Source organism: Streptomyces sp. NPDC051576 (assembly GCF_040681835.1).
Lineage (GTDB): Bacteria > Actinomycetota > Actinomycetes > Streptomycetales > Streptomycetaceae > Streptomyces.
In genome coordinates, this window is record NZ_JBFAZO010000001.1 from 1004127 (window position 1) to 1023719 (window position 19593).

Below are 19593 nucleotides of genomic sequence, written 5' to 3' on the forward strand. Positions count from 1 at the left end.
ACGCGCTGAAGGGGTCCGGCCGAAGAATCGGCCGGACCCCTTCACCTTGCCAACTGACCCGCGATGGTGCACCGATCGCCGGTCACCCAGGCCTGACGGATCGTCAGGCCTTCTTGGTCTCCCAGAAGATCTTGTCGATCTGGGCGATGTAGTCGAGCGCCTTCTGGCCCGTCGCCGGGTCGGTGGACGCCTTGGCGGCCGAGAGGGCCTTCAGGGCGTCGTTGACCAGCTGGTGCAGCTCGGGGTACTTCTCGAAGTGCGGGGGCTTGAAGTAGTCGCTCCAGAGCACCGAGACGTGGTGCTTGGCGAGCTCGGCGCGCTGCTCCTTGATGACGGTGGCACGCGCCTGGAAGTGCGGGTCGTCGTTGGCGGCCATCTTCTCCTGGACGGCCTTCACCGACTCCGCCTCGATGCGGGCCTGGGCCGGGTCGTACACACCGCAGGGCAGGTCGCAGTGCGCGCTGACCTTCACCTTGGGGGCAAACAGGCGGGAAAGCATGGAGCGTTCCTTCCTCGTGATCGTCTTCTCAGGTGGGACATTACTCCCTGGGGAACCTGATTTCGCGAGTGCCCCCATGGGCTTAGGACAAAAGTCCAGGGTCGGACTCAGACTGGTGGAGGATAGGACCGGGGAGGTGCCGGGGATGCCGGAGCTGTCGCAGGAGACCGAGCGCGGGAGGGCCGTACTGCCCTTCGGGACGGCCGAGGTGACCGGGCCGTCCATGGTGCCGACGCTGCTGCACGGGGATCTGCTCGTGGTGCAGTACGGCGCGCGGATCAGGCCCGGCGACATCGTGGTGCTGCGGCATCCGTTCCAGCAGGACCTGCTGGTCGTGAAGCGGGCCGCGGAGCGCCGTGACGGGGGGTGGTGGGTGCTGGGGGACAACGCGTTCGCGGGTGGTGACAGCACCGACTACGGCGCCGTGCCCGAGGATCTGGTGCTGGGCAGGGTGCGCTTCCGGTACCGGCCGCCGAAAGCCGGTCAGCGCTCGCCGTTCGCGCTTGTGCGCTGGGCGCTCTCGGCCGCCAGGCCCGTCTTCCCCGACCGGTCGGCCTCCAGGCGTTTCCGGGCCCGGTAGGCGGCCACGTTGGCGCGGGTCGCGCAGCGGTCCGAGCAGTAGCGCCGGGAGCGGTTGGTCGAGGTGTCCAGATAGGCGTTGCGGCACGGCGCCGCCTCGCACAGGCCCAGGCGGTCGACGCCGTACTCGGTGAGATGGAAGGCGAGGCCCATCGCCGCGATCGCCGCGTAGCCGGAGGTGGCGTTCGACGGGTGGTCCGCGAGGTGCATGTGCCACAGCGGGCGGCCGTCCGCGTCCCGGTGGTTGTGCCCGGAGATCTGCGGGCTCACCGGGAACTCCAGGAGGAGCGAGTTCAGCAGGTTCACCGAGAGGGTCTCGTCGCCGCCGTCGGCTGCTTCGAAGACCGCCCGCAGCCGGGCCCGGACCGAGCGGAAGCGCGTGACGTCGGCTTCGGTGGCGCGGCGGGCCGCCTCCTTGTTGGCGGCGAACAGGTCCCGCACGGCCTCGACCGAGGTCAGGACGTCCTTGCCCCGGGCCGGTTCCTCGGTGTTGACGAGGCGGACGGCGTAGTCCGAGTAATAGGCCAGTTCCACTTGTAGTCCTTACGGAGGCGCTCTATGGTCGTGGTTGCGGTCGGGTAACACCTGATCGTGCTTCCAGGGTATTACGACAGCGAGTGGACAGGGGGTCCTCATGACGACCGGTGTCGGAACCGACTGGCAGACCTGGCAGGAGAGCTGGGACCGGCAGCAGGAGTGGTACATGCCCGACCGGGAGGACCGCTTCCGGATCATGCTCGACATGGTCGAGGCCCTCACCGGCCCCGCACCCCGCGTGCTCGACCTCGCCTGCGGCACCGGCAGCATCACCGCCCGGCTGCTCGCCCGTCTCCCCGACGCCACCAGCACCGGCGTCGACCTCGACCCGGCCCTCCTCGCCATCGCCGAGGGCACCTTCGCGGAGGACGGCCGGGTCACCTTCGTGACCGCCGACCTCAAGGACCCGGAGTGGACGACGAGGCTGCCGTACGACTCGTACGACGCCGTCCTGACCGCCACGGCCCTCCACTGGCTGCACAGCGAACCCCTCGCGGCTCTCTACGGTCAGGTCGCGGGGCTCGTCCGCGACGGCGGTGTCTTCATGAACGCGGACCACATGATCGACGAGTCGACGCCCAGGATCAACGCGGCGGAGCGCGCCCAGCGGCACGCACAGATGGATCAGGCCAAGCGGAACGGCGCTCTCGACTGGGCCGAGTGGTGGCAACTCGCCGCCCAGGACCCGGTCCTCGCCGGACCGACCGCCAGGCGCTTCGAGATCTACGGCGAGCACGCGGACGGCGACATGCCCTCGCCGGGGTGGCATGCGGAGACGTTGCGCGCGGCAGGGTTCGGGGAGGCCCGGCCGGTGTGGTGCTCGCCCTCGGACACCCTCCTGCTCGCGGTGAAGTAGGCCCTTGGGCTTCTTGAAGGGCACCGGAAGGACCGGACGGTGAAGGGGCGGTACGAGGATCTCGTACCGCCCCTTCAATGTCCCTACTTCAACTGCCGTAGCGCTAGAGCACCTTGGACAGGAAGCCCTGGGTGCGCTCGTGCTGAGGGTTCGTCAGGACGTCGCGCGGGTGGCCGGATTCGACCACCACGCCGCCGTCCATGAAGACGAGGCTGTCGCCGACCTCGCGGGCGAAGCCCATCTCGTGGGTGACGACGATCATCGTCATGCCGGACTCGGCGAGGTCGCGCATGACGTCGAGGACGTCGCCGACCAGCTCCGGGTCGAGGGCCGAGGTCGGCTCGTCGAACAGCATCAGCTTGGGGTCCATCGCCAACGCGCGGGCGATGGCGACCCGTTGCTGCTGGCCGCCGGAGAGCTGCGAGGGGTAGCTCTGCGCCTTGTCGGCCAGCCCGACCCGCTCCAGGAGCTGCATCGCGCGCTCCTTGGCCTGGCCCTTGTTGACGCCCCTGACCTGCACGGGCGCCTCGATGATGTTCTCGGCGGCCGTCATGTGCGGGAACAGGTTGAAGCGCTGGAAGACCATGCCGATGTCCCGGCGCTTCACCGCGACCTCGCGGTCCCGCAACTCGTAGAGCTTGTCGCCCTGTTGGCGGTAGCCGACGAGTTCGCCGTCGACGTAGAGCCGCCCGGCGTTGATCTTCTCCAGGTGGTTGATGCACCGCAGGAAGGTCGACTTGCCGGAGCCCGAGGGGCCGATGAGGCAGAACACCTCGCCGGACTTCACCTCCAGGTCGATGCCCTTGAGGACCTCGACCGGCCCGAACGACTTGTGAACGCCCTCGGACTTGACCATGGCGACCGACGGGTCGGTCGTCGCGGACTCGGACTTGGTGAGCTTGTCGGTCATGCCGCTGCTCCCTTCGGACGGCCGATGGACAGCAGGTTCGCCCGGATCTTCTGCAGCGGGGTCGGCGGCAGCGCACGGCTGGAGCCGCGGGCGTAGTACCGCTCGACGTAGTACTGCCCGACGCTCAGGACGGAGGTCATGATCAGGTACCAGGCGGCGGCGAGGAAGTACATCTCCACCGGGGCACCGGAGTTCTGGCCGATGTCCTGGGCGTAGCGGAAGAGTTCCGGATACTGGACGGCCGCCACGAGCGAGGTCGTCTTCAGCATGTTGATCACTTCGTTGCCGGTGGGCGGCACGATCACCCGCATCGCCTGCGGGATCACGATCCGGCGCAGCGTCTTGGCGTGGCTCATGCCCAGCGCGTGCGAGGCCTCGGTCTGGCCCTCGTCGACCGCGAGCAGGCCGGCGCGGCAGATCTCCGCCATGTACGCGGCCTCGTTGAGACCCAGGCCGAGCAGCGCCGTCAGCAGCGGCGTCATGAAGTCCGACCAGTAGTTCTTGTAGATCGGACCGAGGTTGATGTACTCGAAGACCAGGCCCAGGTTGAACCAGAGGAAGAGCTGGACCAGGACCGGGGTGCCGCGGAAGAACCAGATGTAGAACCAGGCGATCGACGAGGTCACCGGGTTCTTCGACAGCCGCATGACCGCGAGGCCGATGCCGCCGACGATGCCGATCAGCATCGACAGGACCGTCAGCAGGAGGGTCTTGTAGACACCGGTCATGATCCGGTGGTCGAAGAAGTAGTCCGGTACGGCATGCCAGTTGATCTTGCCCTGGCCGAACGCGTACACGATCGCGACCAGCACGGCGATCGCGATGACGGCGGAGACGTAGCGCCCGTAGTGCCGGACCGGAATGGCCTTGATGGCCTTCGGGCCGGCCGGGGGTGTGTCCTTCGGCCCCGCCGTCTTGTCGATGTCAGAAGTCACGGATGTTGCCTCTCAGCGACTGCGGAACCGCGGTCACTTGCCGCCGTTGATGACCGACGACTTGACCGCGCCGTCCTCGGCGCCCCACTTGGTCAGGATCTTCTCGTACTCGCCGCTCTTGATCACGGCGTCCATCGCGGCCTGCAGCGCGTCCCGGAGCTGGGTGTCGCTCTTGGCGACCGCGATACCGTACGGTGCCGCCTCGACCTGGTCGCCGACGAGCTGGAAGTCCTTGCCGCCGCCGGAGGTCTTCACCGCGTAGGCCGCGACCGGGAAGTCGGAGGAGGCCGCGTCCGCGCCGCCCGAGCGCAGCCGGGTCTGGGCCTGCTGGTCGTCGTCGAAGGCCTCGATGGTGATCTTCTTGCCGCCCGTGCACTTCTTCGTCTCGGTCTTGGCGAGGTCCTCGGAGACCGTGCCGCGCTCGACCGCGAGCTTCTTGCCGCACAGGTCGGCCCAGGTGGTGATGTTCCCGGTGTCGCCCTTGCGCGTGTAGATCGAGACACCGGCGGTCAGGTAGTCGACGAAGTCGACGCCCTCGCCGACCTTCTTGCCGGTGTCGGGGTCGACGCCCTCCTGGCGGTTCTTGTTGTCGGTCATCGCGGACATGGCGATGTCGTAGCGGTTGGACCGCAGACCGGTGAGCAGCGCGTCGAAGGTGCCGTTCTCGAACTGGAACTTCACGCCGAGCTGCTTGCCCATCGCGGCCGCGAGGTCCGGGTCGATGCCCACGACGTTGCCGGAGTTGTCCTTGAACTCGACCGGCGCGTACGCGATGTCCGAGCCGACCTTGACGACCCCGGCGCTGCGGATCGAGGCGGGGAGCTTGCTCGCCAGGGGCGCCGAGCTGGTGGACGCGCTGCTGGAGTCGCTGTCCTTCTTGGTCTGGTCACCGCAGCCGGTGAGCAGCAGGGCGCCGGCGACCGCGATCGCACCGACCGCTGTGAGCCGGGTGTGCGCGGCGGTCGTACGACGGGTGAAGCTTGCGGTCATGGTGGATTCCTCCGGCGGATGGATGGCGGTGCCGACGGGTCGACGAGAACACACACCTTCGGGTGTCGCGACCTCGTGTGATTAGGGCATCTTGCCATTCGGACTGAACCATTCAGGGGACCCGCTATGTCAAAATCGGATAACGGGTGACCCCCGAATCGCATCAGGTCGGTACATCAGGACGGCCTCGGCCCGGACCATCTACGGGAATCACTCCCTCCGGCCGGAAGATCTTCAGCATGTCTCGCCATGTGATCGATCATCGTTCCGCCTTCGGCGGACGGGATGTGACCTTGCGCCTATTGGACTCGTCCTCGGTGCCGTCCGTCCGGTAAGAAGGTTCTTTACACCCCTCATCCGGGGCTCAGGGCGCGTGTGCGGCGCGCCCGTCGCGCAGGTGCTCGTACGCATCAACTCTCAGGGCTCTGCGCGGTGCCCGCCCACCCCTCACCAGGGAGTGGCCACCCTCAAATCAATGAAGACCTAAGGGGTAAGACAAAGTGGCAGCGGAGATCGTCAATCCTCGCAGCGACAGCAGTACGGATCAGGACGGCGGGGCCGAGCCCCTCGATTCCTTCGATCCGGCGTTCGCGCTGCACCGCGGCGGCAAGATGGCCGTGCAGGCCACCGTGCCGATCCGCGACAAGGACGACCTGTCCCTCGCGTACACACCCGGCGTCGCGCGCGTGTGCACCGCGATCGCGGAGCAGCCGGAACTCGTCCACGACTACACCTGGAAGTCGTCCGTCGTCGCCGTCGTGACGGACGGTACGGCCGTGCTCGGACTCGGCGACATCGGTCCCGAGGCCTCCCTCCCCGTGATGGAGGGCAAGGCGATCCTGTTCAAGCAGTTCGGCGGCGTGGACGCGGTGCCGATCGCGCTGGACTGCACCGGCGTCGACGAGATCATCGAGACCGTGGCACGCCTCGCGCCCTCCTTCGGGGGTGTCAACCTGGAGGACATCTCGGCGCCGCGCTGCTTCGAGATCGAGCGCAGGCTCCAGGAGCGGCTCGACATCCCCGTCTTCCACGACGACCAGCACGGTACGGCGATCGTGACGCTGGCGGCGCTGCGCAACGCGGCGAGGCTGACCGGGCGGGAGCTGGGCGACCTGCGGGCCGTCATCTCCGGCGCGGGCGCGGCCGGGGTGGCCATCGCCAAGTTCCTGCTGGAGGCGGGTCTCGGCGACGTGGCCGTCGCGGACCGCAAGGGCATCGTCTCCCGCGACCGCGAGGACCTCACGCCGGTCAAGCGCGAACTGGCCGAGCTGACGAACAAGGCGGGTCTCACGGGCTCCCTGGAGGACGCCCTGGCCGGCGCGGACGTCTTCATCGGCGTCTCCGGCGGTACGGTCCCGGAGCCGGCGGTGGCCTCGATGGCCGAGGGCGCGTTCGTCTTCGCCATGGCCAACCCGAACCCCGAGGTGCACCCCGACGTGGCGCACAAGTACGCGGCGGTCGTCGCGACGGGCCGGTCCGACTTCCCGAACCAGATCAACAACGTGCTGGCGTTCCCGGGCATCTTCGCGGGCGCGCTCCAGGTGCGGGCGTCGCGGATCACCGAGGGCATGAAGATCGCGGCGGCGGAGGCGCTGGCGGGTGTCGTCGGCGACGATCTCGCCGCGGACTATGTCATCCCGTCGCCCTTCGACGAGCGGGTCGCGCCCGCGGTCACGGCGGCGGTGGCCGCGGCGGCGCGGGCGGAGGGTGTTGCCCGGCGCTGAGTCGAATTGGCCCCGCCTGTTTTGGGCGGGGCCATTTTCTTTGCCCACCCGCCCGCCCGTTCGGGTGATTGAGGGGTGGGCGTTGTACGTGGGGGGCTGGGTCCCGTCGGCGGCTGCCGGGACCATATCGGCGCCGGTCGGCGATCGCAGCCCGTCCGGCGCTTGAGGACGAGGCCGTTCAGCCGAAGCGGGGGTCTGGGGGCGCGGCCCCCGGCAGACGGTCGCCCCAACACCCCCGCCCCTGACAAGAGGGCATGTGTCACACCGCAAGGTAGTTCCCCGCGCAACCGGCGGAGCCTATCGTCAAGGTCATGTTCGCCGTCTACGCCGCCCGAATCGACCGCGACCAGCCGCTCTCCGGCCTTGAGTTGGGGGAGCGTCCCGCCCCCGAGGCCCGGCCGGGCTGGAGCACGATCGACGTCAGGGCCGCCTCCCTCAACCACCATGACCTGTGGTCCCTGCGCGGCGTAGGCCTCGCCGAGGACAAGCTGCCGATGATCCTCGGCTGCGACGCCGCCGGCGTCGACGCGGACGGCAACGAGGTCGTCCTGCACTCCGTCATCGGCCAGACCGGTCACGGCGTCGGCCCCAGGGAACCCCGTTCCATCCTCACCGAGCACTACCAGGGCACCTTCGCCGAGCAGGTAGCCGTACCGACGTGGAACGTGCTGCCGAAGCCGAAGGAGCTGTCCTTCGCGGAGGCCGCCTGTCTGCCCACGGCCTGGCTGACGGCGTACCGCATGCTCTTCACCAACTCCGGTGTACGGCCCGGCGACTCGGTCCTCGTGCAGGGCGCCGGCGGCGGTGTCGCCACGGCCGCCATCGTGCTCGCCAAGGCGGCCGGGCTGCGGGTCTTCGCGACCAGCCGCGACGAGGCCAAGCGGAAGCGGGCGGTGGAACTGGGCGCCGTGGAGGCGGTCGAGCCGGGTGCGCGGCTGCCGCAGCGGGTGGACGCCGTCATCGAGACCGTCGGCGCCGCCACCTGGTCCCACTCGGTCAAGTCGCTGAAGCCCGGCGGCACGCTCGTCATCTCCGGGGCCACGAGCGGCGACCGCCCCTCGCACGCCGAACTGACCCGCATCTTCTTCCTCGAACTCAAGGTCGTCGGCTCGACCATGGGCACCAAGGACGAGTTGGAGGACCTGCTCGCCTTCTGCGCCGCGACGGGTGTCCGCCCGGTGATCGACGAGGTGTTCCCGCTGGACCGCGCCCGCGAGGGCTTCGAACGGCTCGACTCCGGCGACCAGTTCGGCAAGATCGTGCTCACGAACGGCTAGCAACTCATCCTCTCTGCCTGACTCACGGCCGGCCCGGTTTACGGGTCGGCCGTCTGCGTATGTCAACTTCGATTGACAGATGAGGGTATGTCAACGTAAGTTGACGTCATGACCGAAGCAACGGATCTCGCCCAACGCGCCGGTGACCGTGATCCACGGGTCGGCCTGCGCGCCGTGTCCGCGCTGCGCCGACTGCTGGAGCAGTTGGAGGCGGTGCAGGTGCGCAGCGCGCGCAACCAGGGCTGGTCGTGGCAGGAGATCGCCGCGGAACTCGGTGTCAGCAGGCAGGCCGTCCACAAGAAGTACGGGAGGCAGTGATGTTCGAACGGTTCACGAAGGACGCCCGGGCCGTGGTGCGGGGCGCGGTGGAGCACTGCGAGCGGACGGGGGCGGGGTCCGTCGAGGCCGAACACCTGCTGCTGGCCCTCCTCGACCGCCGGGGCAGCCGGGCCTCCTTCGCTCTGACCGCCCTCGGCCTCGCCGCCGAGGAACGCACGGAGTCCGTACGCCAGGCTCTGGGTGACGCGCGCCGACGGGCCGGGCTCTCCCAGTCCGAGGCCGACGCCCTCGCGGGGCTCGGTATCGACGTCTCGGAGATCGTCGCCCGGGTCGAGGAGGCGCACGGCGCCGGGGCGATGTCCGGCGACCGCAAGGACAAGGAGTGGTGGTCGGGCCGGCGCACCTTCGGCCGCGGCGCCAAGAACGTCCTGGAGAAGTCCCTGCGCATCGCCGTGGCCCACCGCGACCGGCACATCGGAGACGAGCATCTGCTCCTCGCCCTGACCATCCTCCCCGGCGTGCCGGGCGAGGTGCTCGCCGATCACGGGGTGACCCACGAGGCGGCGACGCGTGTGCTGTACGGCGGGGGAGAGGCGAAGGCGGGCTGAGGAGCGCGGCGCCGGGGCGGTGCGACTCGGGGTGATGTCCCGGCGCACCGCCTGCGAGCCGGCCCGGTCTGTTCCGGTCCTCGGCGTCGGTGTCGGCGTCGGCTCAGGATGTGCGACCGGCCCGCAGCACCGCCCCGATGTGCGCCGCCGCCGCCGACAAGTGGCGGCGGGTGTCGCGGAGTTGGTCCTCTGTGACGCCGCGGTCGCGGGCCGCGTCCCGGATGTCGTCCCGGAAGCGGTCGAGGAGCCGGTCCAGGTCGCGGGCCGGGTCGCCGGTGGAGTCCTCGTGGGCCCAGGCCGGTTCGTACTCCGCGGGGAAGTCCTCCGGGGTCTGGCTGTACTCGGGCGCCGATGCGCCCGGTGCCGGTGCCGGTGCCGGTGTCGAGGTCGACTTGCCCGTCCCGGCCCCCGTCCCCGGCCGGCCGAACCCGAAGTCCTTGCCGAACCCCTTCCCGAAGTCGCCGAACTCCTTGGCCAGTTCGGTCAGGCTCTCCCGCACCCCCGTGGGCCAGTCGCCGCGCGCGAAGTGGTCCTGCGCGTGCTCCTGGACCTGACGGCCGATGCGCTGCATCTCCTCCTGGGCCTGCGCCCACGCCCGGGCCTGCGCCTCCTTGGCCTGACGCCGGGCCTGCTGGGCCTCCTCGCGGGCCCGCCGGCTCTCGTCCTTGGCGCGCCGGGCCTGCTCCTTCCACTCCTGCTTGGCGCGGCGCATCTCCTCCTTGGCGGCGCGCCACGATTCCTTGTCGCCGAAGTCCGTGAAGTCCCCTGCGGGGCTGTCGTGTTCGCCCGTCCGGCCCCGCCCGGTCCTGGCTCCCCGCTGTGCCTCGGTGGCCGCCGCGCGCATCTCGCGCCGCAGATCGCCCGCCGCGCCTCGGACATCGGCCCGGATCTCGGCGGCCAGTTCGGCGACGGACTCGCGGATCTCCAGCTCCAGGTCGGCCAACTCGCCGCTGCGGTCGGCCAGTTCGGCGCGGCCGGCGTCCGTGATGGCGTACACCTTGCGGCCGCCCTCGGTGGTGTGGGTGACCAGGCCCTCGGCCTCCAGCTTGGACAGGCGCGGGTAGACCGTGCCCGCCGACGGCGCGTACAGCCCCTGGAAGCGCTCCTCCAGGAGGCGGATGACCTCGTAGCCGTGGCGTGGGGCCTCGTCCAGCAGCTTCAGCAGGTACAGGCGGAGGCGGCCGTGGGCGAAGACGGGGGGCATGTCAGAGCACCTTCTTGTCGGTCGAAACGGAATTGTCCCCCGACTCGCCCTGAACCCCGTCCCCAGGGGTGTCCGCCTCCCACGGCCCGTCCTCGTCCTCCGCCGCCGGGCGGCGCAGCAGGGCGATGGAGCCGGAGACGGTGGTGGCCCTCAGCTTCCCGGTGCCCGCGCCCAGGCGGCCGGTGATCTTGTGGGCGCCCCACTGGCCGTGCACCCGCAGTCCTTCGAAGGCGTTGGAGATCGAACCGCTCGCCGTGTTCGCCTCGATGTCCGCGTCCGCCGGGTGCGGCAGCCGGATGGCGATCTCGCCCGAGACATTGCTGAGCCGGACATCGGTCGGGCCGTCCGGGTCGAGGTCCACGATCATGGAGCCGCTCACCGACTCGGCGCGCACGGAGGGCCCCGAGCCCTCGACGACGGTGAGGTCGCCGGAGACGGAGTTGAACCGGAGGTCGCCGGTGACGGCCTGGGCCTCCAGGTTTCCCGAGACCGTCTCGGCGCGGACCGGGCCGGAGAGGCTGACGAGCGTCGTGTCGCCCGTCACCCCGCGCACCAGCGAGGGGCCGCTGATCCCGGAGACGACGGCGGCGGCGCCGACCACCCCGACCTCGACCCGGGTGCCCGCGGGAACGGCCAGGGAGACCACCGCACTGCGCCGCCAGCCCTTGCGATCGAGCCACTTGAGGAAGCCCTTCCAGGGCAGGTCCTCGTACGCCACCGTCAGCGTGCCGCGCTCCTGGGTCACCACCAGGGGCGGCCCGTCGATCTCGGAGACTTCGAGACGGGCGGAACCCTCGTCGGTCCCCACGACGTTCACCGTTCCGTTGACGATGCGCACGTGGAGATCGCTCACGGGCTCGTCGAACGTGAGCTTCCTGGGCTCTGCGACGGACCACTCGGACATGATGCAGACCTCCTCGACCGAACCGGGCGGGACACGACGCGCCATATCGCGTCTCCCGTGAAACACGATATATCGTGGATCCGGAAAGTCAAGACACCCGATCAGGTGGTCCCGACATGGCAACGGCACCCCGGGCCGCGCCCAGGGTGCCGTGAAGTCGCGGAAGGAGGAGACGCGAGGACGGACTACTCGTCCTCGTCCTCGTCGTCCAGTCGGGCCAGCCAGGTCGCCAGGCGTTCCACCGGGACCTCGAAGTCGGGGTTCAGGTCGACGAACGTACGGAGCTGCTCGGCGAGCCACTCGAAGGTGACCTCTTCCTCGCCGCGCCGCTTTTCGAGCTCTTCGATGCCTCGGTCGGTGAAGTACACGGGGGATTCTCCTGGGGGCGTGGGTCTGACAGCTCCAGGTTATGCGGGGGGCAAAGGTTCCGATCCCGCACCTCACGCGTGCGTGCCTGGGCACAATGACCACAGGCGGACGGGACGGTCGTACGGGGGCGTGATGGAACGGATGATCCAGGAGATCGAGCTGCCCGGGGGAGAGCGGGTGCTCGCCCGCGTCAGTGTGCTCTCGCCCGAGGAAGTGCCCGGCGGGGCCGACGAGTTCGGGTACGAGGACGTGGGCGCCCTCGATCACATGGCCGCCCGTGTCGACCAGCTCAACGAACTGGTCAGCGGGGTCGGCGGGGCCGTGCTGGCGGCGGCGCGTGCCGTACGGCCCGACGAGGTCAGCGCCACCTTCGGTGTGGAGCTGGCGATGAAGCCGGGCAAGGCCGTGGCCCTGCTCGCCGACGGTGAGGCCAAGGCGGCCCTGTCGATCACGCTCACCTGGCGCGGCGACAGCACGCAGGCGGCAGGGGACGCCACCGTGACGGCGCTCCGCGACGGCCGGAACGCCGCCGCCACATGACCGGCCGGCTCGAACAGCTGGCGAGTCGAGCCACCGTCCGGATCGGTCCGGACACGGCGCCCGGCACCCTCTGGGGCAGCGGTTTCCTCGTCGCGCCCGGCTGGGTGCTGACCTGCGCGCACGTCCTGCCCATCGACGCCGGGGTCGAAAACGTCGGCACGCTGCGCGTGCAGGGTCATCAGCTCGACACCCCGGCCCGGCTCGCGTACTGGCTCGGCGGCGGCACCGACCCCGAACAGGACCTCGCCCTCGTCCGCCTGGAGGATGACGCGACGCACGGCCACGCGTGCGTGCGGCTCACCGATCGCTACGACCCGCCGCACCAGGTCACCGCGCTCGGCTGGCGCACACCCACGGGCGGCGCGCCCCAGCGCTGGAGCGGGCACAGCGAGTGCAACGGCCGGGACGGCTCCTACGGGTTCACCCTCGCGCCTCACATGGAGATACCGCACGGCGCCTCCGGAGGCCCCCTGCTGGACCGTGACCACGGAGTCGTCGCGGGCATCGTCAAGGCCCGCCGCGCGGGCAAGGACGGCGGCCTGGCCGTCGCGGCGACGGCGCTGCGCGGCTTCCGCGAGGCACGCGCCGTGGGCGGCGAGGACAGCCTGGGCTCCGACCCGTACGCGGCGCTCATCCGCAGCCACGACCGCTGGCACCAGGGCATGACCGTCAGGCCGAACTGGGTGGGTCTGCAGGGCGAACTGCCCACCGTCGACCGACGCGGCTGGGGGCCTGGGGACAGCGCCGAGGCGTCCGCGCTGCTCGCCGGGCTGCCGCGCCCCGTCTCGTCGGCCGAACTGCAGCGGATGATCAGCCGCGTCCTCGGCTACGAGCCGTTGTGGGAGGACGAGTTGGCCCCCGTCGACTGGCGCGACGGGCAGGGCTGGGCACATGACCAGCAGGATGGCGCCGAGATCGTCGCGCTGCACTATCTGCTCGCCGTGGCCCACGCCTGCCGACGGCGGGCACCGGACGCCGTCGCCGAACTGGAGCGATGGGTGAAGGCGCGGATCGAACAGCTCCCCGACTTCCTCGCGGCGCTGCTGCGTGAACGGGCGGGCGAGGATCGGGGGTTGACCGCTGCCGGTGCCGATGCCGGTGGGCTCGCGGACGACCCCGCCGTCCTCCCGGACAGTGAACGGCCCGTCGTGGCCGTCGAACTGGAACTCAACCCGTACGGTCCCGGCGAGCGCTTCCACTGGCGGGTCTGGTTCTGGCCCGACGGACCCGACACGGTACGGATGCTGGATGAGGACACGGACGAAGAGGGCGTCCGGCTCACCGAACTGCAGCGGGTACTGCACCGGCCGCTGCGGCAGGCGTTCGGAAAACTGGATACCGAAGAGCGCCCCGCCCGCCTCGAACTCGCCCTGCCCGTGCAGCACTTCGGGTTGGACGCCCACCAGTGGCCACGGACCGCCGAGCCGCCCCTGGGCGCGCAGCGACAGGTCGTGCTGCGGTCACTGAACCGGCGTGGCGAGCCGGCCGCGGTGTGGCGGGAGCGCTGGGACGGCGTCACCGGAAGCGTGCTCAAGGCGCTGCCGGTGCACTCGCCCGAGTACGCGAAGGAGGCGCTGGAGGCGGCGGCGCCGGACGCGGTACCGGTCCTGTGCCGCCCGCCGCAGCAGGACGCCGATTCGCTGACCGACGCGATCGGCGCCGGATACGGCGTCGCCCTGTGGAGCCTCCGTGGCGAGCACGCGCGCGCGTGCGGCACGGACTGCGGCGACCTGTACGGCCGTACCGCCCAGTTGCTCGGTTCGGTCGACGGCGCCGCGGCCCTCCCCGAGCGGCTGCGGGCCCTCCGCGAACAGGCCGGTGAGGAAGGCGGCGAGGACGCGGCCTGGTCGGCCCACATCGCACTGCTCTACGACGACCCGCGGCGCCCCCTCCCGGTCTGCGAGGACCCGGTGGACTCCCCGTGACCCGCCACCACGCCGTATCCCGCCCGACCGCCTCCGGCAGAAGGAGACTCCCGTGACCACCCCCGACTGGTTCGTCTTCCGGGGTTCCGGTGAGCCGCACGACGGTGTCGAGCGGCTGCCCGCGCCGCCGCCGTGGCGCGACTTCGACGGCGGCCCGCTCATCGGCACGGTCCCGCCACTGGGCACCGAGTCCACCCGACGCCTCGGCACACGGAGCGCGGGCGGCCTCATCTGGCGCCCGCAGGAACTGGAGTTGATCAACGCGGCGCTCTATCTGCGCCGCCCGCTCCTGGTCACCGGCGACCCCGGCTCCGGCAAGTCCACCCTCGCCCACGCCCTCGCGCACGAACTCGGCCTCGGCCGTGTCCTGCACTGGCCCATCGTGAGCCGCACCACCCTGCGCGACGGCCTCTACACGTACGACGCGATCGCCCGCCTCCAAGACATGCAGATGGCAAAGGAGTCGGCCGAGGAGCCCTACACGGAGGACATCGGCGAGTACCTGCGCCTGGGCCCGCTCGGCACCGCGCTCCTGCCCCGCAGCCGCCCCCGGGTCCTCCTCGTCGACGAACTGGACAAGAGCGACATCGACCTGCCCAACGACCTCCTCAACGCCCTGGAGGAGGGCGAGTTCCGTATCGCCGAGCTCCAGCGGATCGCCCGCGGACAGCCCGAGGTCCAGGTCCTCACCGACGACGGCGACCGCGCCGTCGTCCGGGCGGGACAGGTGCGCTGCCGGGCCTTCCCCGTCGTCGTGATGACCAGCAACGGCGAACGCGACTTCCCCGCACCGCTGTTGCGTCGCTGCCTCCACCTCGACCTGCCCTCGCCCCGCAACGACGAGTGGGGCACCGCGCGCCTCGACGCCATGGTCCGCGCCCACTTCGGCGACACGGACACCTCCGGCAACGAACAACTCATCCGCGATTTCCTGGAGTCCAGCCCCGGCTCCCTGCGCGCCGCCGACCAACTCCTCAACGCCATCTACCTCACCCAGGAAGCGGTACGCGACAGCGAGCCCGACCGACAACGGCTCGCCGAACTGCTGATGAGGCCACTGGACCAGGGCGAGCACGGAACGCGCTGATGACGGTCCCTCCGGAAATCCCCGCCGCCGTGGTGCCGCTCAGCGGACTCGCCGAGCGGCTGCGCGCACGGACGGGTGTGGACCCGAGCGCACGCGAACTCGCGGAGGCGCTGTGGCTCGCGGAACACGTGGGCCGCCCAGAAGTACGCCCACCGGAACCGGAGTCGGCGGACGCCGAGGAGGAGCTGGACGAATCCCCGTTCCTCTCGGAGCCCGGGTCGACGGGTGCGCCGCCCGGGGAGCCGGCGGCCCGCATCGACCTGGCGACTCCCGCCCCCGACCCACCCGACCGCACCACCCCGACCACCCGCCTGTACGCCGACCGATCACGCCCCGCCTCTCACGATCGGGCCGAACAGGGCGGCCCCGAACCGGACTTCGCACGGGTACGCGTCCCCGTGGCGACCGCCCTCCCCGACTTCCTCGCCCTCCAACGCGCCCTGCGCCCCCTCCAGCGCTACCGTCCGCCCGTCCGCACCACCGCCCACCATCTCGACGAACAGGCCACCGCCGAACGGGCCGCGGAGACAGGCCTGTTCACGCCGGTGCTCCGACCGGGCGCCCGTCGCGAGGCCCGGCTGCGGCTCCTCATGGACGCATCGACCTCAACCTCCGTCTGGGACAGCACACTTGAGGAACTCCGCCAGATCTGCGCGGGCCTCGGCGCGTTCCGCGAAGTCCAGGCGCACTACGTCCACCAGGGCCCCGACGGCCAGTTGGCGATCGGCACCTCGCGCGACCCCGGCCGCGGTTTGCGTGCCGCCGAGCAACTGCGCGACCCCACCGGGCGTCAACTCACCCTCGTCCTCAGCGACTGCGCGGGCCCGCTGTGGCGCTCGGGCCAGATGCAGCGGCTGCTGCACCACTGGACACAGGCGGCTCCCGTCGCCGTGGTCCAGCCCCTCCCACAGCGACTGTGGCGCCGCACCCACCTCCCGGCCCTCCCCGGCACGCTGCGCCGCCGCGAAGGCCTGGGCGCGAGGCTGGAGTTCAGGCCGACCGAGGGTGACGTGCCGTCCGGGGCGCTCCCGGTGCCGGTGCTCGGTCCCACCCGGGCCGCGCTGGGCACGTGGGCGCGGCTGCTCTCCGGCGGTACGGGCCTGTCCCTCCCCGCAGCAGCGGCCTGGGTCCACGCGAACCATCCCGCGGCCCCGCCCCGCGCCGAACGCCCGCCTGCCGACGCCGGCCGGCTCGTCACGGCCTTCCGCCGCTCCGCCTCCCGGCAGGCCGTGTCCCTCGCCGTCTCCTTCTCCGCCGTACCGCTGAACCTGCCGGTGATGCAGCTCGTTCAGCGGGTGATGCTGCCCCGAAGTGGGCCGAACGTACTGGCCGAGGTGCTGCTGGGCGGCCTGATGCGGCGCGGACAGGAGGACGGCTGGTACGAGTTCGTACCGGGCGTGCGGGAGGAACTGCTCTGCCTTCTGCCAAGAGGAGACGCGCTGCTCCTGCTCAAGCACTGTGGCACGTACGTGGAGCGGCACTTCGGGCGCCGAGCCCGGAATTTCCCGGCGCTGGCCCTGGCGCGGCTCACCGGAGACGCCGGTACCGTCGCGGGTACGGAGGCGGTGCCGGCGGCGTTCGCCAAGGTGTCGGACCTGGTGGTGGGGCGGTACCTGGGGCGGTCCGCGCTGGAGTCCGTGGCACGGCGGCGGGCGTTCGACGTGGTGTACGACGTCGAGGACCAGCTGTGGGGCACGTGGCTGGCCCACGTGTTCGCGGCCTGTGGCCACGAGGTCAACCTCAGGCCCTGGGACGGTGAGGGAGGGATGGCGGCCGTCGTAGGGCGCTCCCTGCAGACCGCGGACGAGCCCGGACGGCACCTGGTCTTTCTCCTCGGCCATCGGGAAGAGTTTTACGAGCCGTGGCTGCCCCAGTCCGCGGCACGGGACAACCGTCCGCTGACCGTCGACGTCACCCCGTATGCGACGGCGGCTCAGGCCGACGAGTCACTGGCAGGCCTGACGGAGGGGATTGCCCGCTGGCGGCTGCTGCGCCGGTTCGGCATCGACTGGAGCGCGGACGCGGACCATCGGCATGTGCCGGCCTATCCCGGAGCCGCCCGGATGGTGCTCGGCGAGGTCCCGCAACGTACGCCCGGATACGTCTACCGGCGGGAACTCCTCGAAGAGCTCGCCGCGAGGTTCGAGCCCCATGCCCCTGTCTCCTGCGCCCTGGTCGGCTCGCCTGCCGGCGGGAAGTCGCAGGCCGCCGCCGAGTACGTGCACCGCCATGCCGATGAGTACGACCTCGTGTGGTGGATCAGCGACGACGACCGGGAGGAGTTCGCCGGCGCAGCGCGGAGGTTCGGGAACGATCTCGGGATTCCGTCGTTGACGGCCGACGGTGTGGCAGCGCTGCTGCGGGAGTTGGGGCGGGCCGGTGTCTGCTGGCTGGTCGTCCACGACGGTTTGGACGACCTCGACAGCGCCGCCGAGTGGCTGTACAGCGGAGGGCACGTCCTGATCACCACCAGGGACTCCGCTTGGGAGGAGATCGTGCCCGCCGTGCGGGTGAGGACCGGCAGGGAGGCGGAGCTGTCAGGACCCGCGGCCGACCGTGAGGAGCTGGTGCGTCGGGCCCTCGTGCGTCTGCATGCCGAGGACCGGACGGGGGACACGGTGTCCGGCAGCGGGTTCTTCCTCGCGCCGGGCTGGGTGGTGACCAGCGCACGCTTGGTGGAACGGTGGACGAACCGGGTCTCCGTCGAAGCCGTCACGATGGACGGTCAGTCCTACCGGGTCGAACAGGTGCATCCTGTCGAGGACTTGGCGCTCGTCCGGGTGCCCGGGGCGGTCGATCCGGACTGCCTCTGGCTCAGTGATGTTCCCTACGTGTCCCCCGGGGCCGGGGTGGCGCTGTACTCGACCACGGGCGTGGGGACCGCCGTATACCTGCGGTCGTTCGGGACGGCGCTCAGGATCAGGAGCATCGACGGCAGAAACGCTCTCTGGGTGGGCGACGCGCCACTTCCGCTGGACGGCAGAGGCGGTCCCGTCATCGACTCCGTGGACGGCGCTGTTGTCGGTGTGCTGACCGATCCGGCGCCTGACGGCGGCGGGAGGGCCGTACGCATCGGACTGCTGCGGACCCTCTGCGAGTCCGGCAGCTCCGAGCTGTGGCACACCGTCGTACGGGCGCACGACCGCCACCATGCCGAGCGGTTCCGGGCGCGGGGCCCGCACATGACGTGGACCGGTGTGCACGAGTGGCTCGTGCGGATGTCGAGCGCAGTGGGCAAGATCCCACCCGTGGAGCGTACGGAACTGTACGGGCTCCTGGCCGAGTTGCCTCCTCCCGCGGGGCCGGAGGTCGTGGACCTGTTGCTGGGGGAGCGCCGGGAGGACCGGTATCCGCCGTACAGCTGGCGCGACGGTGCGGGGCTGCTGCGGCGGGGCGACTCCGCCGACCTCACCCTGACGTACGCGGCGCGGGTGTGGGCCGAGCTGGCGGCGCGCGGCGGGTCCGCCTCGGACCCGGGGCTCGTGAAACTGCGGACGTGGATCAAGGAGACCGTCCGGACCCGGGACGAGATCACCCGCCGGGCCGTCGAGGACGTCCTGGGCTCGGTGCGCGGTGTCGTCCCCTTCCGGGACAACTACCTTCTGGTCGACCTCGCGCCACGCCTGCCGGACCTCAACGTGTACCCCTTGCGTATCACTCATGTGCGAGGCGAAGAGCGCACGATCGTCTCCGAACTGGACGGCACAACCTACTCAGATGTCCGGGACGGCCTCGTTCGACGGGTGATGGACGCACTGCGCAAGAGTCACACCGCGGAGAGCGGGCCGAACGTCATGTTCTCCCTGCCTCCGGAACTCCTGTGGGCCCCCGTGTGGGGCGCGAGGACGATGGCCGAGCTGACCGGACCTCCGGGAGGGACACCGCGATCCGTCGTCGTACGGGCACATGACCGCACCGGGCGTCCGGCGGAGGCTTGGCGGCGGTGCTGGAACGCCCTTTCAGAAGTCGTGTCACCACGTGGTCGGCGACCTCTCTTCCTGAACAGTGCGACGACTCGTCGGCAGTTGGAGGAGGCGCCGGACTCCGCCGTACCCGTGGGCTGCAGTCATCAGGTCGCCGCGCTGCAGGATGCCTGGTCCTTTGGTTTCCCCCTCATCCTGTGGAGCAGCGCACCACGCCATGAGGACTGTCCAGAGGTTTACGAGCGGGCGGCGGAGCTTCTGGAGTGGGCCGAAACTCCTGGCGAACTCCTCAGCCGTGTCGCTCGGGTGCGCATCCTCAACGCCGGCCCGGATCCGTACCCCGATGCCGCCTGGGCGCAGCACCTGGTCATCCACTACGACCCTCCCGACCTCCCATGACAAAGGGGCCCGTTCCCGGGAAACCCCGGGAACGGGCCCTTCAGTCAA

General features: G+C 70.6%; 18 protein-coding genes. 10 read left to right on the top strand and 8 right to left on the bottom strand.

What is annotated here, in order from left to right; translation table 11 throughout:
* Positions 1–103: 103 nt before the first annotated feature.
* A complete protein-coding gene (gene sodN / locus AB0M63_RS04775; protein ID WP_020123534.1) occupies positions 104–499 on the bottom strand; it encodes a superoxide dismutase, Ni in 396 nt (131 codons plus the stop codon).
* A 145-nt stretch (positions 500–644) separates the two neighbouring features.
* On the opposite strand from sodN, the gene sodX reads away from it, so the two are divergent.
* Positions 645–1079, top strand: a complete 435-nt coding sequence (gene sodX / locus AB0M63_RS04780) for a nickel-type superoxide dismutase maturation protease (protein WP_355917445.1) — start codon at positions 645–647, stop codon at positions 1077–1079.
* Here sodX and AB0M63_RS04785 read toward each other — a convergent pair.
* Complete coding sequence (locus tag AB0M63_RS04785) at positions 983–1612, bottom strand: CGNR zinc finger domain-containing protein (protein ID WP_355917442.1); 630 nt, start codon at positions 1610–1612, stop codon at positions 983–985. The two genes, sodX and AB0M63_RS04785, sit on opposite strands and share 97 nt — an antisense overlap.
* Positions 1613–1712: 100 nt before the next feature.
* Here AB0M63_RS04785 and AB0M63_RS04790 point away from each other — a divergent pair, with 100 nt between their 5' ends.
* Entirely contained in the window at positions 1713–2471 is a 759-nt protein-coding gene (locus tag AB0M63_RS04790) for a class I SAM-dependent methyltransferase (protein ID WP_366018359.1), read from the top strand.
* A 103-nt stretch (positions 2472–2574) separates the two neighbouring features.
* Here the strand turns inward: AB0M63_RS04790 and AB0M63_RS04795 are convergent, their stop codons facing one another.
* Genes AB0M63_RS04795 through AB0M63_RS04805 form a run of 3 tightly spaced genes read right to left on the bottom strand, consistent with a single transcriptional unit; the run spans position 2575 to position 5306 of the window.
* Positions 2575–3381: an amino acid ABC transporter ATP-binding protein gene (locus AB0M63_RS04795; protein WP_355917437.1), complete on the bottom strand. Its 807-nt coding sequence runs from the start codon at positions 3379–3381 to the stop codon at positions 2575–2577.
* A complete protein-coding gene (locus AB0M63_RS04800) occupies positions 3378–4316 on the bottom strand; it encodes an amino acid ABC transporter permease (RefSeq protein ID WP_366018360.1) in 939 nt (312 codons plus the stop codon). Before AB0M63_RS04800 ends, AB0M63_RS04795 begins: the two co-directional genes overlap by 4 nt.
* A gap of 33 nt (positions 4317–4349) precedes the next feature.
* Positions 4350–5306 carry an ABC transporter substrate-binding protein gene (locus AB0M63_RS04805; RefSeq protein WP_355917431.1) on the bottom strand — a complete coding sequence of 319 codons (957 nt, stop codon included), beginning with the start codon at positions 5304–5306 and terminating at the stop codon, positions 4350–4352.
* 500 nt (positions 5307–5806) lie between these two features.
* Between AB0M63_RS04805 and AB0M63_RS04810 the strand changes: the two genes are divergently transcribed.
* From AB0M63_RS04810 to AB0M63_RS04825, 4 genes are all read left to right on the top strand, one after another.
* The gene (locus tag AB0M63_RS04810) at positions 5807–7030 is read left to right on the top strand and encodes an NADP-dependent malic enzyme (protein ID WP_355917428.1); all 1224 of its coding nucleotides are present in this window, start codon (positions 5807–5809) and stop codon (positions 7028–7030) included.
* Between the two features lie 311 nt (positions 7031–7341).
* Positions 7342–8307, top strand: a complete 966-nt coding sequence (locus tag AB0M63_RS04815) for a zinc-binding dehydrogenase (RefSeq protein ID WP_355917425.1) — start codon at positions 7342–7344, stop codon at positions 8305–8307.
* Between the two features lie 108 nt (positions 8308–8415).
* Positions 8416–8625, top strand: a complete 210-nt coding sequence (locus tag AB0M63_RS04820) for a helix-turn-helix domain-containing protein (RefSeq protein ID WP_355917422.1) — start codon at positions 8416–8418, stop codon at positions 8623–8625.
* On the top strand, positions 8625–9194 hold the full coding sequence (locus AB0M63_RS04825; RefSeq protein ID WP_366018361.1) for a Clp protease N-terminal domain-containing protein: 570 nt from the start codon (positions 8625–8627) through the stop codon (positions 9192–9194). The genes AB0M63_RS04820 and AB0M63_RS04825 overlap by 1 nt, the downstream gene beginning before the upstream one ends.
* 103 nt (positions 9195–9297) lie before the next feature.
* On the opposite strand, the gene AB0M63_RS04830 is transcribed toward AB0M63_RS04825, so the two are convergent.
* The 3 genes from AB0M63_RS04830 to AB0M63_RS04840 form a co-directional block, all read right to left on the bottom strand.
* Positions 9298–10398: a helix-turn-helix transcriptional regulator gene (locus AB0M63_RS04830; RefSeq protein WP_366018362.1), complete on the bottom strand. Its 1101-nt coding sequence runs from the start codon at positions 10396–10398 to the stop codon at positions 9298–9300.
* Position 10399: 1 nt separating this feature from the next.
* Positions 10400–11302, bottom strand: a complete 903-nt coding sequence (locus AB0M63_RS04835) for a hypothetical protein (protein WP_366018363.1) — start codon at positions 11300–11302, stop codon at positions 10400–10402.
* Positions 11303–11487: 185 nt separating this feature from the next.
* On the bottom strand, positions 11488–11670 hold the full coding sequence (locus tag AB0M63_RS04840) for a DUF6104 family protein (protein WP_003961784.1): 183 nt from the start codon (positions 11668–11670) through the stop codon (positions 11488–11490).
* A gap of 133 nt (positions 11671–11803) precedes the next feature.
* Here AB0M63_RS04840 and AB0M63_RS04845 point away from each other — a divergent pair, with 133 nt between their 5' ends.
* Genes AB0M63_RS04845 through AB0M63_RS04860 form a run of 4 tightly spaced genes read left to right on the top strand, consistent with a single transcriptional unit; the run spans position 11804 to position 19545 of the window.
* Complete coding sequence (locus tag AB0M63_RS04845) at positions 11804–12211, top strand: CU044_2847 family protein (protein ID WP_366018364.1); 408 nt, start codon at positions 11804–11806, stop codon at positions 12209–12211.
* Complete coding sequence (locus AB0M63_RS04850; RefSeq protein ID WP_366018365.1) at positions 12208–14136, top strand: trypsin-like peptidase domain-containing protein; 1929 nt, start codon at positions 12208–12210, stop codon at positions 14134–14136. Before AB0M63_RS04845 ends, AB0M63_RS04850 begins: the two co-directional genes overlap by 4 nt.
* A gap of 52 nt (positions 14137–14188) precedes the next feature.
* Positions 14189–15223, top strand: a complete 1035-nt coding sequence (locus tag AB0M63_RS04855) for a MoxR family ATPase (protein WP_366018366.1) — start codon at positions 14189–14191, stop codon at positions 15221–15223.
* On the top strand, positions 15223–19545 hold the full coding sequence (locus AB0M63_RS04860) for an SAV_2336 N-terminal domain-related protein (RefSeq protein ID WP_366018367.1): 4323 nt from the start codon (positions 15223–15225) through the stop codon (positions 19543–19545). The genes AB0M63_RS04855 and AB0M63_RS04860 overlap by 1 nt, the downstream gene beginning before the upstream one ends.
* The last annotated feature ends 48 nt before the right edge of the window (positions 19546–19593 follow it).